This window comes from Streptomyces sp. NPDC018029, assembly GCF_044327655.1.
Lineage (GTDB): Bacteria > Actinomycetota > Actinomycetes > Streptomycetales > Streptomycetaceae > Streptomyces.
In genome coordinates, this window is the sequence record NZ_JBIRFV010000005.1 from 122,007 (window position 1) to 135,506 (window position 13,500).

Genomic DNA, 13,500 nt, shown 5'->3' on the forward strand with positions numbered 1-13,500 from the left:
GAGTGACGCCATGTCCGCCGTACTGTCCGACCAGCTCAAGGCTCTTCTCGACGCCCCGTCCTTCATCATCGTCGCCACCATCCAGCCCGACGGCAGCCCTCAGCTGTCGCCGGTCTGGGTGAAGCGCGACGGCGACGACGTGCTGTTCTCGACGACTGTCGGCCGGCGCAAGGAGAAGAACCTGCGCCGCGACCCGCGGGTGACGGTGCTGCTTCAGCCCTTCGACGCGCCGTACACGTACGCGGAGATCCGCGGCACCGCGGAGATGACGACGGAGGGCGGCCAGGAGCTGATCGACGAGCTGTCGGTGAAGTACACGGGCAAGAAGTACGCGGAGTTCAACCCGGCATCGAAGGACGACTCCCCGCGAGTCGTCGTCCGGGTCTCCGCGCGGAAGGTCGTCGGGCGGGTCTGAGGGCGTCGGGACGTCACAGTTCCGTGCACGGTGACCAAGGGGGCGTGGGGCACTGTCCCACGCCCACTACCCTGGAGTCGTGACGATTCGCCTGTACGACACCAGCGCCCGGCAGATCCGTGACTTCAGCCCCCTCAACGACGGCTGCGTCTCGATCTACCTCTGTGGTGCCACGGTCCAGGCTGCACCGCACATCGGGCACATCAGGTCCGGCCTGAACTTCGACATCATGCGCCGCTGGTTCACCTACCGCGGCTACGACGTGACGTTCGTGCGCAACGTGACCGACATCGACGACAAGATCATCAAGAAGTCGGCCGAGCAGGGCCGCCCCTGGTGGTCCATCGGGTACGAGAACGAGCGCGCCTTCAACAGCGGTTACGACGCGCTCGGCTGCCTGCCGCCCACCTACGAGCCGCGCGCCACCGGGCACGTGACCGAGATGGTCGAGATGATGCGCGGGCTCATCGAGCGCGGGCACGCCTACGAGGCCGATGGCAACGTCTACTTCGACGTGCGGTCCTTCCCGGGGTACCTGGAGCTCTCCAACCAGGACCTGGACGAGCTGCGCCAGCCCTCGGGCGAGGGCGAGACCGGCAAGCGCGACCCGCGCGACTTCGCCATGTGGAAGGCCGCCAAGGAGGGGGAGCCCAGCTGGGAGACCCCCTGGGGGCGCGGCCGTCCCGGCTGGCACCTGGAGTGCTCGGCGATGGCCCACAAGTACCTGGGCACCGAGTTCGACATCCACGGCGGCGGGATCGACCTGATCTTCCCCCACCACGAGAACGAGATCGCCCAGGCCAAGGCCTTCGGTGACACCTTCGCGCGCTACTGGGTGCACAACGGCTGGGTCACCATGAGCGGCGAGAAGATGTCGAAGTCGCTCGGCAACTCGGTCCTCGTCAGCGAGATGGTCAAGCAGTGGCGCCCGATCGTGCTGCGCTACTACCTGGGCACCCCGCACTACCGCTCGATGATCGAGTACAGCCCGGAGGCCCTGCGCGAGGCCGAGTCCGCGTTCGCCCGCATCGAGGGCTTCGTGCAGCGCGTGGTCGAGAAGGCCGGCGGGGTCGTCGAGCCCGCCGCCCAGGTGCCGCCCGCCTTCGCCGACGCCATGGACGACGACATGGGCGTCCCGCAGGCGCTCGCCATCGTGCACACCACGGTCCGGCAGGGGAACAGCGCCCTCGCCGCCGACGACAAGGAAGCCGCCGTCGAGCGCCTCGCCGAGGTGCGGGCCATGCTCGGCGTCCTCGGCCTCGATCCCCTCGACCCGCACTGGGCGGGCGGGGAGCAGGACCGCGGCGAGGACCTGCACGGCGCGGTCGACACCCTGGTGCGGCTCGTCCTCGACCAGCGCGAGGCCGCCCGGTCCCGCAAGGACTGGGGCACCGCCGACGCCATCCGCGACCAGCTCAACCAGTCGGGCCTCGTCATCGAGGACAGCCCGAGCGGGCCCCGCTGGACGCTCGGCCCGCGCTAGGGGCCCTCTGATGTGCCGCCCGGCCTTCCGGGCGGCACACTTCATAGACGTACACCTCTGCGCGTACGCACGTACGCGCACACGCATCACAACAGACAGGTAGGTCATGGCCGCTAACAACCGCCGCATGTCCGGCAAGAAGGGCGCGCAGGTCGGCAGCGGCGGCAATCGGCGCCGCGGCCTCGAGGGCAAGGGTCCGACGCCGCCCGCCGAGGCGCGCAAGGGGCATGTGAAGAACCGCATCGCCACCGCCAAGGCCAAGAAGGCCGCGGGCCGCCGCGGCACGCCCAAGGGGCGCGGCGGCAAGGGGACCTCCGAGATGGTCGTCGGCCGCAACCCCGTCTTCGAGGCGCTGCGCGACGGCGTGCCCGCCTCCACGCTCTACGTCCAGCAGTTCATCGACAACGACGAGCGGGTCCGCGAGGCGCTGCAGCTCGCGGCCGAGCGCGGCGGCATCCACCTCATGGAGGCCCCGCGCCCCGAGCTGGACCGCATGACGAACGGCCTGAACCACCAGGGCCTCGTCCTCCAGGTCCCGCCGTACGAGTACGCGCACCCGGAGGACCTCGTCGCCGCCGCGTTCGACGAGGGCGAGGACCCGCTGATCGTCGCGCTCGACGGCGTGACGGACCCGCGCAACCTCGGCGCGATCGTCCGCTCGGTGACCGCGTTCGGCGGCCACGGAGTCGTCGTGCCCGAGCGCCGGGCCGCCGGCATGACGGCCGGCGCGTGGAAGACCTCGGCCGGCACGGCCGCGCGCACGCCGGTCGCCCGCTGCACGAACCTGACGCGCGCCCTGGAGGCGTACAAGAAGGCGGGCGTCGCCATCGTCGGCCTCGCGGCGGACGGCGAGCACGAGATCGGTGACCTGGAGGCGCTCAGCGGCCCCGTCGTCATCGTGGTCGGCAGCGAGGGCAAGGGCCTCTCGCGGCTCGTCGGCGAGACGTGCGACTTCCGGGTGCGGATCCCGATGCCCGGTGGCGCGGAATCCCTGAACGCCGGTGTGGCGGCCGGTGTCGTGCTGTACGAGGCCGCGCGGCGCCGCGCGTAGGAGTTCCCCGGCGTACAAATGTCCGGGCCGTGTGATCCCTTGACGGGGATCTCTTGACGCGGTCCGGACATTTCCCCGTGGTCAAAGCAGTGTCCTAAACACACATCACTCGGTTAGATGAGTGTGGACACCAGAACACCCCGCACTCCCACAGGGGGAAGCTCGTCAGGTTTCGACGATGCTCCCGCGCTGAGCATGGTGAAGGTGCCGAGCGACCCGGCGCAGGTCATCGTCAATCACGCGAGTTTCCGCGTGCAGCTTCCCGCCGCTGGGCGCACTCAATCCCCTCGTATCTCACGGCACTTGGGCACGCCCGACGAGACGGTGCGCATCCCCGCCGTCGGCGCGGCCGCCAAGCGCCGCGCGCCCGTCGTCTGGAGCGGGAAGTCCGACCCGGACGACACCGGCGCGATCAGACTGCTGCAGGCCGTGCGCGGCAGCGGCATGCTCCGTTCGGCCGAAGAGGCGGGGCCCTACGACGAGGGCGGCGCCACGCAGGTCATCCCGCGCGTCGACATCGACGAAGGCCCCGAGACCGTCGAGACGCCCGCCGTCATCGGGCCGCGCGTCCCCGAGTCCGGGACCCGGCTGCTGCCGCAGACGCGGCCGTCCGGCAGCGACTACGACGAGCGCCTCGACCAGCAGGGCCGGTACGCCGACTACGCAGGCGATGCCGACGACGCCTACGACGACGCGTACGACGACGAGCGCGGCGAGGGCGAGGAGCGGGTCCGCAGGCACGGCTCCGACCCCGTCCGGCACGCCTACTACCCCGGCCGCCGGATGAACCTCGGCGTCGTCCTGCTCCCGCTGCGCGTCTTCCTCGGCTTCATCTCCATCTACGCCGGCATGGGCAAGCTCTGCGACCCCGTCTACTTCGATGGCGGCGAACGCGGCTCCATGGTCAAGTGGCTCAACTCGCTGCACCCCTGGGCGCTCGCCGAGCCGCTGCGCGACTTCGCCCTCCAGCACCCGGTGGGCGCCGGCCTCTGCATCGCCTTCCTCCAGGTCGTCGTCGGCGTCCTGACCGTGCTCGGACTCTGGCAGCGGGTCGCCGCCTCGATCGGCGTGCTGCTCTCGGCGGCGCTCATCGTCACCGTCAGCTGGAAGACCGTTCCCGCCTACGACGCGCCCGACATCATCTACCTCGCCGCCTGGTCGCCGCTGATCATCGCGGGCGCGCCCGTCTACTCCGTCGACGGGCGGCTCGCGGGCGAGGCCTGGCGCACGCTCGGCCCGCGCGTCGACATCTGGGACCTGCGGCGGCGCGTGCTGCGGCGCGGCGGTCTGATCGGTGCCGTCGTGGTCGGCGTCACGCTGCTCATCGGGTCGCTGCTGGGCGGCGCGGTCCGCGACGCGGACCGGGTCACCGTGCCGGGCCCCGGCGAGCCGCCGCGCAACGTACTGCCGGGCTCGCCGCTGCCCCAGGACCCCGCGAAGAAGCGCAAGGAGCGCCAGTCGCAGTCCCCGTCCGCGTCGACGGGGACCCCGACGCGGGGCAGCTCCGCCACTCCCACGCAGGGCGCCACGGCGCCGGGCACGGCCACCCGGGAGACGGGCACGACCGGCTCCACGGGAGCGGGACGGCCCAGCCAGCCGCAGGGCAGCAGCACGGCGGGGCAGGCGCCGCCGCAGCAGTCGGCGCCGCAGCAGCCGTCGGCCACGACCGCGGGGCCGTCGTCCAGCGGTGGCTCCGGCGGCAGTACGGGCGGTGCGGGCACCTCAGGCGGCGGCACGAGCGGTGGCGCCGAGGAGAGGCCCCGCGGCCTGCTGGGCGGCGTACTCGGCCGCTGAGCTTCCCGGAGCCCCCCTGCTCCCTCTACGTCGAAGGGGCCCCGCACACACACTGTGCGGGGCCCCTTCGGCGTACGTACGCTCAACGGCCCTGGGCGGCCAGTTCCTTGGCGGCCTCGGTGAGGTCCTTCGCGGTGTCGATGGCGCGCCAGTAGGCGCCCTGCGGCAGCGGGTATCCCGCGAGGCGCTTCTCGCGGGCCAGGCGCGGGAAGGTGGTGCGCTCGTGGTCGCCGAGGTCCGGCAGGAGGGCGGTGAACGAGGCCGAGAAGACGTACACGCCCGCGTTGATGAGGTACGGGGACGGCGGGGCCTCGATGAAGTCCGTGATGTGGCCGAACGCGTCCGTCTCGACGGCGCCCCACGGGATGCGGGGGCGGGCCAGGGCGAGGGTCGCGGTGGCGTCGCGCTCGGCGTGGAAGGCCGCCATGTCGCGCAGCGAGAAGCGGGTCCAGATGTCGCCGTTCGTCGCGTACCAGGGCTGGTCTGCGTGCGGCAGGTGCCGGGCGGCGTACTTGAGGCCGCCGCCCCGGCCGAGCGGCTCCTTCTCGACGACCGTGCTGACGTTCAGCGGGAGGTCGGCGGAGTCCAGCCACTCCTGGAGGACCTCCGCGAGGTGCCCGCAGGAGACGACGGCGTCCGTCACGCCCTCCTCGGCCAGCCAGGCAAGCTGATGGCCGATGATCGGGGTCCCCGTGCCGGGGATCTCGACCATCGGCTTGGGCCGGTCGTCGGTGTACGGGCGGAGCCTGGAGCCCTGGCCTCCGGCCAGGACGACAGCCTGCGTGGGCTTCAGCATGGTCATGCTGGAAACCCTACGCGGCGCCGCGCGGCGGCCCGCTCAGCCGTTCCGGTGGGCGGCGGCCACGCCGGTCGCGAAGGAGGTGTCGCAGACGGGCCTCGCGTACGACTGGGCGCGGGTCGGGCCGTACACGCGCACGGCGGCGCGGCCGAGCGCGCGGGCGATGGCCGCGCAGTGCCGGGCGAGCGACGGGTGGCGGTTCACCTCCTGCTGGAGATGGGTGAGCGCGACGCCGGGGTTCTTCTCCTGGAGTTCCAGGAGGAGCCGGTCGCGCAGGATGTCCTGCGGGGCGCGGGACTTGGCGGGCTTGGAGAGGTTGTCGGCGGATGCGGTGAGCATCGAGTCCGAGGAGTTCCCCGACCAGTTGACGCTGGTGACCGCGAGGGTCCCGGAAAGCACCAGCATCACGGGCAGGACGAGAGCGAGCGTGCGGCCGATGCGGCGGGCGGGGCCCCGGTGGGCTCGGCGCGGCTTCTGGGTGTAGTTGGCGGAGTGCGTCACGCGAGGAGCGTAGCGCTAGGTGATGATTTGGCGACATTTAGTCACCCGGTCGAGCGACAGTGAAGTGGGTTTCTCTGTTGCGGTGTTGACGCCCGCAGGTGAAATGACCGATGTGCCGGGGTATTTGTCGACAACGAGAGGGTTTCCGGGGTTTCTCCGGGAGTCCGGTTGGGCGTACGCGAGGGGTGTGCGTGGAGGCGTACGCGAAGGGCCCCGCACGCGGCGTGCGGGGCCCTTCGGGAGTACGGGGGAGGTTGGGCGTCAGTCGCTGAGGCGCTCGCCCGTCGACGTCGAGAACACGTGGGTCTCACCCGGACGCGGCACGACGTGCAGCTGGGCGCCCTTCTCCGGGACCCGGCGGCCGTTCACGCGGACCACGAGGTCCTTGTGCTCGCCGCCGACCTCGGCGGAGCCGTAGACGTAGCCGTCGGCGCCGAGCTCCTCGACGACGTTCACGGAGACGGCGAGGCCGGCCGGGGCGTCCGCGGTCTCCTTGGAGAGGGACTTCACGGCTTCGCCGTCCTGCTCGACGATGTCGAAGTGCTCCGGACGGACGCCGACGGTGACCGTGCGGTCGCCGCGGTCGGCGGCGGCGGACAGCGCCTCGCGGTTCACCGGAACCACGGAGTTGCCGAACTTCACGCCGCCGTCGGTGATCGGGACCTCAACGAGGTTCATGGCGGGGGAGCCGATGAAGCCGGCGACGAAGAGGTTGGCGGGCCGGTCGTACATGTTGCGCGGCGAGTCGACCTGCTGGAGGAGCCCGTCCTTCAGCACGGCCACGCGGTCGCCCATGGTCATGGCCTCGACCTGGTCGTGGGTCACGTACACGGTGGTGATGCCGAGGCGGCGCTGGAGCGACGCGATCTGCGTACGCGTCGACACGCGCAGCTTGGCGTCGAGGTTGGAGAGCGGCTCGTCCATGAGGAACACCTGCGGCTCACGCACGATGGCGCGGCCCATGGCGACACGCTGACGCTGACCACCGGAGAGCGCCTTCGGCTTGCGGCCGAGGTACTCCGTCAGGTCGAGGATCTTCGCCGCGTCCTCGACCTTCTGCCGGATCTCCGCCTTGTTGACGCCGGCGATCTTCAGGGCGAAGCCCATGTTGTCGGCGACGGTCATGTGCGGGTAGAGCGCGTAGTTCTGGAACACCATGGCGATGTCCCGGTCCTTCGGCGGCAGGTGTGTGACGTCGCGGTCACCGATGCGGATGGCGCCGGCGTTCACGTCCTCGAGCCCCGCGAGCATGCGGAGCGAGGTGGACTTGCCGCAGCCGGACGGGCCGACGAGTACGAGGAACTCGCCGTCCTCGATCTCGATGTCGAGGCCGTCGACGGCGGGCTTGTCGCCACCCGGGTAGATCCGGGTCGCCTTGTCGAACGTAACAGTGGCCATGGTGAGGGCCCCCTTCACCGGCAGGAACGTGCCGGACGATCCGAGTAGAGGGAGTGGTGTAGTCCACCTGAGTGAACTGCTCGTGACCGTACCCCGGGGGTCAGTGGTCTGTCAGCAGTCGCGGTGCCGTGACCTTCGAGGAAATTTTCGACGGGCACGCGGGCGGTGTTGGTTACACTGCTCGGGCACGTCCGGCGCACCTCCGGTGTGCATGCCTCCTTAGCTCAGATGGCCAGAGCAACGCACTTGTAATGCGTAGGTCGTCGGTTCGAATCCGACAGGGGGCTCCGCTGGAACCCCAGCTCAGATCGCTCTGAGCTGGGGTTTTGTTGTTCAGGGATGCGGCGCCGACGGCGGGCGCGGGCTGCGCGGGTGTCGGGGAGTCTCAGTTCTGGTCTCAGCGGGGCGCTCGGAGGCGCCGTGGGGACTGGGTACGAAGAACTCGTACGAAGAACTCGTACGAAGAACTCGTACGAGGTACTCACCCATGCGCGCCGCCTCGTGAAGACGGGCCGCAGCCGACCCCACACGCTGACCAGCTACTACCGTCATCGACCACATGAAGGAAGAGCCGTTCACGCGTACGCCGACCACGGACGAGACCCAACTCCTCCAGCTCTCGGCGGGAGGGCGGGTGGTGGAGCTGCACCGCACCATGTACGCCCCCGACGGGGCCGTGGTGGAGTACGCCATCGGGGGCCACGCGGCAACACGGTTCTCGTGGTCCTACGACTTCAAGGTGCCTGACTCGGCGAACACGGAGGGCGAGAGCCAGTGATTTCTACGCAGGCGTGGGCGGACGCGCAACTGCTCTGGGATTTCCAGCAGATGGGCCACGAACCGCGCCCCTGCTCCGTGGCGGTCGGCCTCGGCAGCCATGACTTGGGGGTGGCCGACACCACGGTCGGCCTGTACCGGCGCGGGATGATGCCGGTCATCGTCTTCACGGGGGCGACGAGCCGCACGACGCGGGAGAGCATGCCCCGGGGTGAAGCCGAGCACTATCGAGAGCGGGCGATCGAGCTCGGGGTGCCTTCGGACGCCATCCTCGTTGAGCCGCGTGCCCGGAACACGGGCGAGAACATCCGCTTTTCTCGCGCCCTGCTCGAAGAGCGGGGCATTCCTGTGTCGTCGGCCCTGTTGGTCAGCAAGCCGTATGAGGAACGGCGGGCGTACGCCACGGCACGGAAGCTCTGGCCCGAAGTCGAGTGGGTGAGCGCGTCGACGCCGATGGCGTTTGCCGAGTACGTCGATTCGATCGGGGACGCGCGTCTCGTCATCGACATGTTGGTCGGAGCTCAACAGAGGCTCATGGTGTATCCCGGTCAGGGATTCATGATTGAGCAGTCGGTCCCCGAGGGTGTCGCGGTGGCCTATGGGCGGCTACGCCACGCAGGCTTCACCAGTCGGCTCTTGCCGGACAGCGTGACCCTAGGCTGACCACCGACGCCTGCTCTCGGCGGTAGAACTTTCCCCGCTCAATCAAGGCCGCGCACGGCGCGGGGCCGCGCCGCCTCTGCGGCGCGGCCTGCCTTCTGTCTTCACCCCGGCTGGCCGCGCCCGGCGACGCGCAGGCCACTGGACGGGCGTGGATGGAGGCGACCCTCTGTGGCTGGGGCGGTCGGCTCCACGGCTTTAGGCAGCCACTTTGGGGCGAGCCTCTAAGATCATGGCCCCAATGTCATGCTTTAACGGGCAGGTCCACAGACTGCCCGACTCGCCATCAGCGTACGGGGCCATGATCACTCGCCCCAAAGCAGCTCCAGCCCAAAGCCGCTCCACCGACCTTTTCATGACGGCCTCAGCGCCCCATGACAAGTTCGATCAGGGCCAACGGCTCTGACCCACTCGTCAGTTACTCAGGTCCCGCCGGCCTCTGATGCGAGGCAGAATGACCCATGTGGATCAAGGACTTGCAGCTCTACTAGGTGCAGCGGTTGGCGCGGTAGCCACAGGAGGAGCAGCACTACTGACCGGGCGTCAGGCCCGCCACCAGATGCGCATGCAGCTCAGAGAGCAACACAGGCAATGGAGGCGACAAGGCAGGCGAGAAGCGTACGCTCGCATGATTCAGATCCTCGCGGAATCCCGACAAATATTGATCAGACTCACCAAAGCGGTTGAGAGTGAGACAGTTGATCAGTCGGTGATCGCAAGCCTCGTGGAGGCACTCGAAGGCAAGTCACACGAGGTCTACCAAGCCCAGGCCATCATCGACCTCGAAGGCCCCATGGATGCGACGGCACTGACGTCGCAGCTCTCGACCGCCCACGAGGAACACGTGAGTGCCGTGATGGATTGGTGTCAGGTCAAGTTGCATGGTGGCGACGTCACTCAAAGTGAACAACACCTCGACGACACCGGCCGCGCCATGGGCGAGTCTTTGGGAGAGTTCATTGCCGAAGCCCATTTCTGGCTCAACGCCCTCCCTGAGCCTCATCGACTCAACGGGCCACAACCAGAACCTCCTCCCCAACCCTCATGAGACGAAGATTCAATCCCGGTCAGCCGTCGTAGCGAGTGTCTAACTGCGTGACAACGCCGACGGACAGCGGCGGACAACCGTGAACGCCCACAGACCACCAGCGCAGGTGAGAGCTACGCCGGCTCAAGGCAGCGCCCCCATCCCAGTTGCTTCGGGACGAAGCGGTCGTGGTCTCAATCATGGCCTCAATCACCGCTGATTACGGGGTGGTCCGGCGGCGTCCGGCAACCCTAGTGACCAGGAACGTGAGCCCCACCGTGGACGCCCGTGGACGCTCGCAGACCAAGATCGGACAACACGGCTCGCGACCCAAGGGTCGCGAGCCGTCGGCGTGGGGGCCGTCGGCTGGTGCCCGTCGCTGGCGGTAGAGAGCAGGACCCAGTCCAGCCGGAGCGCTCCCGAGCATCAAGGCGGGAACAGGAGAAACGCCGAATCCTCGTCTCCGGGTGAGTGATTTTCATCCCAGGCCACCAGGCCGCGCTTGTACGTACCTCCCCAGATTCCCCCTTCTAGCCGTCGGTTCCCGGGAGAACCTGAGATTCCTCTCTCGTCCACTTTCAGGGCAACACCGTCGGCCAGGAAGTTCCCCTTCACGATGGAGATGATCTTCGGTGGGTGGAAGGAGATCCTGGCAAGGATTTCCCCCTTCCCCTTTCGGATGGTCAGGGTCTTCCCTGAAAACTGCACATCCCATGAAGCGAGGGCGTAACGGAGCTCGTTGTCGAGGATGGTCACAACGTCTACGCCGTCTTCGTCCCGCAACGTGACCGACAGTAGGAGGTGCCCGCCTTCAATCCGTGCGGAGAGTAGCGACTCTTCGTTCACGTTAACCACGTCACATCGATGCCCCGCCCTCATCGTCTGAGTGAACTGCACACTTCCCATGTGCACTTGAAACTCGGAGCCGCGGAAGTGCAGGGCATGGGCCGGGGAATGGGATGCGCCGCGGTTGTAGGGGTTGGCGTCGGCTTCGCGGGCCATCCCCTTCGGTAGCAGGCCTTTTGTCTTTTCTGAGTGATGAAGAGGGCAAAGCAGAGTGAGGTTCTTGCTGTCATGCTGCTTCGTGTCTGCCCACGGGGTGATGTGGTCGTATTCGAAGATGAGGCCCGCAGATGACGCACCCGAACCCGCACCTCTGCCGGACCTCGCGTTTGACGGGCTCTGGGATGTAGCGAGAGATCTTGTTCACGGGCCGCTCCCGGTTTGTTTCTTCGCTTTCCACTTACTGTATGAGCGGTGAGTGATCAGTGGCGGCCCGCCAAGCGGTCCGCCCACTGGGCCAGGTGGGAGGACTCGGTGGTGTGGGTGGTCAGTTCGCGGCGGTCGGCCGCGTGGTACGTGGCGTACATGCCGTGGACGCCGAGCCAGCGGAACGGTTCCGGTTCCCACTTGCGGACCTTGTGGTTCACCCAGGGGAGCGTGGTGAGGTCGGTGGGTCCCGCCTGGCCCGAGTCCTGTTGGACCAGGTCGCGCAGGGTGCGGGCGGCGAGGTTGGCGGTGGCGACGCCGGAGCCGACGTAGCCGCCCGCCCAGCCGAGGCCCGTGGCGCGGTCCAGGGTGACCGTGGCGCACCAGTCGCGGGGCACGCCGAGGACGCCGGACCAGGCGTGGGCCACCCGGACGCCCGCGAGCTGGGGGAAGAAGCGGAGCAGGATGGCGTGCAGGGCCTCGACCGTGGGCTGCTGGGTGCGGCCGTCGTTGTCGGTCTTCGAGCCGTAGCGGTACGGGACGCCGCGGCCGCCGAGTGCGATGCGGCCGTCGGCGGTGCGCTGGGCGTACATGTACGCGTGCGCCATGTCGCCGAGCGTCTCGCGGCCCTCCCAGCCGATCGACTCCCACTGGGCGGGCGACAGGGGTTCCGTCGCGATCATCGAGGAGTTCATGGGGAGCCAGGTGCGGCGCTGGCCCTTCAGGGACGCCGTGAAGCCCTCCGTGCAGCGCAGGACGTAGGGGGCGCGGACCGTGCCGTACGGCGTGACCGCGTGCTTCGGCCTGATCTCCGTGACCGGCGTCGACTCGTGGATCGTGACGCCCAGGGCCGCCACGGTGTCGGCCAGGCCCTTGACCAGTTTCACCGGGTGCAGGCGGGCGCCGTGCGGGGTCCACGTCGAGCCGACGGCTCCGGCGACACGGATCCGTTCGGCCGTCTCGCGGGCGCCGTGCAGGGTGCGGTCCTTCTCGCCGTACGAGAGTTCCGTCTCGTGGAAGGCCTTGAGGCGGGCCAACTGCGCCGGGGTGTACGCCACTTCGAGTACGCCGCCTTGGTGGACGTCCGCGTCGATCGACTCCTCGGCGGCGGCGCGGATCACTTCGTCGACCGTGTCGTTCATCGCCCGCTGGAGGCGGACCGCCGCTTCGTGGCCGTGCAGCTTGGCGTAGCGGTCGCGGCCCGCGATGCCGTTGTAGAGCCAGCCGCCGTTGCGGCCGGAGGCTCCGTAGCCGCAGAACTTCTGCTCCAGGACGGTGACGCGCAGGAAGGGGGCGGCCTTCTTCAGGTAGTACGCGGTCCACAGGCCGGTGTAGCCGCCGCCGACGATGCAGACGTCCGCCGTGGCGTCGGAGGTCAGGGGTTCGCGGGCCGTGGGCAGGCCGTCGTCGGCGTACCAGAACGATATGCCGCCGTTGACCGTGCCCGCCGCGTGGTGCGTGGTGTTCCCGTTGTTCGCGCTGCTCATGGGCGGACGTTACTGCGCAGGTGGGGGCCGTGGGCAGGGGTCGGGGGCGGGGTACAGCGGGGCGGGTCGTCCGGCGGGCGGGGAGCCGGGTAGATTCCGGTGCTTTGAGCGGTACGTGTCGAAACTGGGAGGGCTCAACTCATGGCCGTACACAAGGCCGGGCGCAAGGCCGGGCGCGTCGCAGCCGCGGTGGCAGCGGCGGCGCTGATCGGGGCGGCCGCGTCGGCCTGCGGACCCGACGACGGCAGCAACGACGGCAAGGGCGGCACCGTCAGCGAGAAGCCCGCCGAGAAGCCCGCTGCGAAGCCCGACGCGCCCGCGTCAGTGAAGGGCGGCGTCATCACCGTCGGTGATCCGAAGGCCAAGCATACGGTCAAGGTGTACGAGGACCCGCGCTGTCCGTTCTGCAAGAAGTTCGAGGACGGCGGGGCGCAGGCGCTGGTGCAGCCGGTGGCCGACGGCAAGGTGAAGGTCGAGTACACGATCGCCTCGTTCCTCGACAAGAACCTCGGCGGCAGCGGCTCGGTGAACGCGGCGAACGCGCTGCGGGCGTCCGTGGACGCGGGCAAGTTCCCGCAGTACCACGCCGCCGTCTTCGCCCACCAGGCGGCGGAGGAGACCGACGACGCCTACACCCCGGCCTTCCTGCTGAAGATCGCCGACAAGGTCGAGGGCCTGCGCGGCGGCGCCTTCGACAAGGCGGTCACCAACGGTACGTACAAGAAGTGGGTCGGCGAGGCGATGGACTCCTTCAGCAAGGACGGCATCCAGGGCACGCCGACCGTCTTCATCGACGGCAAGAAGTCCGGCGGCGAGGCGCTGTACGAGCAGGCGGCGTTCGCCAAGGAGCTCAAGGCGGCGGGTATTTCCTGACCTCGGCCTTCAAGGACGGAGAAATC

At 69.1% G+C, this 13,500-nt stretch carries 12 protein-coding genes, 1 tRNA gene and 2 pseudogenes; 9 read left to right on the forward strand and 6 right to left on the reverse strand.

The window, feature by feature from the left end; genetic code table 11:
• Window positions 1–10 precede the first annotated feature (10 nt).
• From ACH4D5_RS16840 to ACH4D5_RS16855, 4 genes are all read left to right on the forward strand, one after another.
• Window positions 11–415: a PPOX class F420-dependent oxidoreductase gene (locus tag ACH4D5_RS16840; protein WP_398302862.1), complete on the forward strand. Its 405-nt coding sequence runs from the start codon at window positions 11–13 to the stop codon at window positions 413–415.
• 79 nt (window positions 416–494) lie between these two features.
• On the forward strand, window positions 495–1,898 hold the full coding sequence (cysS, locus tag ACH4D5_RS16845) for a cysteine--tRNA ligase (protein ID WP_398302864.1): 1,404 nt from the start codon (window positions 495–497) through the stop codon (window positions 1,896–1,898).
• A 106-nt stretch (window positions 1,899–2,004) separates the two neighbouring features.
• Window positions 2,005–2,949 (forward strand): 23S rRNA (guanosine(2251)-2'-O)-methyltransferase RlmB, encoded by a 945-nt coding sequence (rlmB, locus tag ACH4D5_RS16850; RefSeq protein WP_398302866.1) that lies wholly within the window; start codon window positions 2,005–2,007, stop codon window positions 2,947–2,949.
• 117 nt (window positions 2,950–3,066) lie between these two features.
• On the forward strand, window positions 3,067–4,743 hold the full coding sequence (locus ACH4D5_RS16855; RefSeq protein WP_398302868.1) for a DoxX family protein: 1,677 nt from the start codon (window positions 3,067–3,069) through the stop codon (window positions 4,741–4,743).
• Window positions 4,744–4,825: 82 nt separating this feature from the next.
• Here ACH4D5_RS16855 and ACH4D5_RS16860 read toward each other — a convergent pair whose 3' ends face one another.
• From ACH4D5_RS16860 to ACH4D5_RS16870, 3 genes are all read right to left on the reverse strand, one after another.
• Window positions 4,826–5,545: an NDP-sugar synthase gene (locus ACH4D5_RS16860; RefSeq protein WP_398302870.1), complete on the reverse strand. Its 720-nt coding sequence runs from the start codon at window positions 5,543–5,545 to the stop codon at window positions 4,826–4,828.
• A gap of 36 nt (window positions 5,546–5,581) precedes the next feature.
• Entirely contained in the window at window positions 5,582–6,043 is a 462-nt protein-coding gene (locus ACH4D5_RS16865; RefSeq protein WP_398302872.1) for a hypothetical protein, read from the reverse strand.
• Window positions 6,044–6,304: 261 nt separating this feature from the next.
• A complete protein-coding gene (locus ACH4D5_RS16870) occupies window positions 6,305–7,441 on the reverse strand; it encodes a sn-glycerol-3-phosphate ABC transporter ATP-binding protein UgpC (RefSeq protein ID WP_362993800.1) in 1,137 nt (378 codons plus the stop codon).
• 213 nt (window positions 7,442–7,654) lie between these two features.
• Between ACH4D5_RS16870 and ACH4D5_RS16875 the strand changes: the two genes are divergently transcribed.
• The 4 genes and pseudogenes from ACH4D5_RS16875 to ACH4D5_RS16890 all read left to right on the forward strand — a co-directional run bounded on the left by ACH4D5_RS16875 (window position 7,655) and on the right by ACH4D5_RS16890 (window position 9,926).
• Window positions 7,655–7,728, forward strand: a tRNA-Thr gene (locus ACH4D5_RS16875).
• Window positions 7,729–7,991: 263 nt separating this feature from the next.
• A pseudogene (locus ACH4D5_RS16880) lies at window positions 7,992–8,219 on the forward strand (UTRA domain-containing protein); the annotation flags it as partial.
• A complete protein-coding gene (locus ACH4D5_RS16885; protein ID WP_398302874.1) occupies window positions 8,216–8,881 on the forward strand; it encodes a YdcF family protein in 666 nt (221 codons plus the stop codon). The pseudogene ACH4D5_RS16880 and the gene ACH4D5_RS16885, both read left to right, overlap by 4 nt.
• Window positions 8,882–9,506: 625 nt before the next feature.
• On the forward strand, window positions 9,507–9,926 hold the full coding sequence (locus tag ACH4D5_RS16890; RefSeq protein WP_398302876.1) for a hypothetical protein: 420 nt from the start codon (window positions 9,507–9,509) through the stop codon (window positions 9,924–9,926).
• A 405-nt stretch (window positions 9,927–10,331) separates the two neighbouring features.
• Here the strand turns inward: ACH4D5_RS16890 and ACH4D5_RS16895 are convergent, their stop codons facing one another.
• The 3 genes and pseudogenes from ACH4D5_RS16895 to ACH4D5_RS16905 all read right to left on the reverse strand — a co-directional run bounded on the left by ACH4D5_RS16895 (window position 10,332) and on the right by ACH4D5_RS16905 (window position 12,601).
• Complete coding sequence (locus ACH4D5_RS16895) at window positions 10,332–10,907, reverse strand: hypothetical protein (protein WP_398302878.1); 576 nt, start codon at window positions 10,905–10,907, stop codon at window positions 10,332–10,334.
• A gap of 30 nt (window positions 10,908–10,937) precedes the next feature.
• Window positions 10,938–11,027 (reverse strand): annotated as a pseudogene (locus tag ACH4D5_RS16900) (HNH endonuclease signature motif containing protein); the annotation flags it as partial.
• 143 nt (window positions 11,028–11,170) lie between these two features.
• A complete protein-coding gene (locus ACH4D5_RS16905; RefSeq protein WP_398302880.1) occupies window positions 11,171–12,601 on the reverse strand; it encodes an NAD(P)/FAD-dependent oxidoreductase in 1,431 nt (476 codons plus the stop codon).
• A 141-nt stretch (window positions 12,602–12,742) separates the two neighbouring features.
• Here ACH4D5_RS16905 and ACH4D5_RS16910 point away from each other — a divergent pair, with 141 nt between their 5' ends.
• The gene (locus tag ACH4D5_RS16910; RefSeq protein WP_398302882.1) at window positions 12,743–13,474 is read left to right on the forward strand and encodes a DsbA family protein; all 732 of its coding nucleotides are present in this window, start codon (window positions 12,743–12,745) and stop codon (window positions 13,472–13,474) included.
• Window positions 13,475–13,500: the final 26 nt, after the last annotated feature.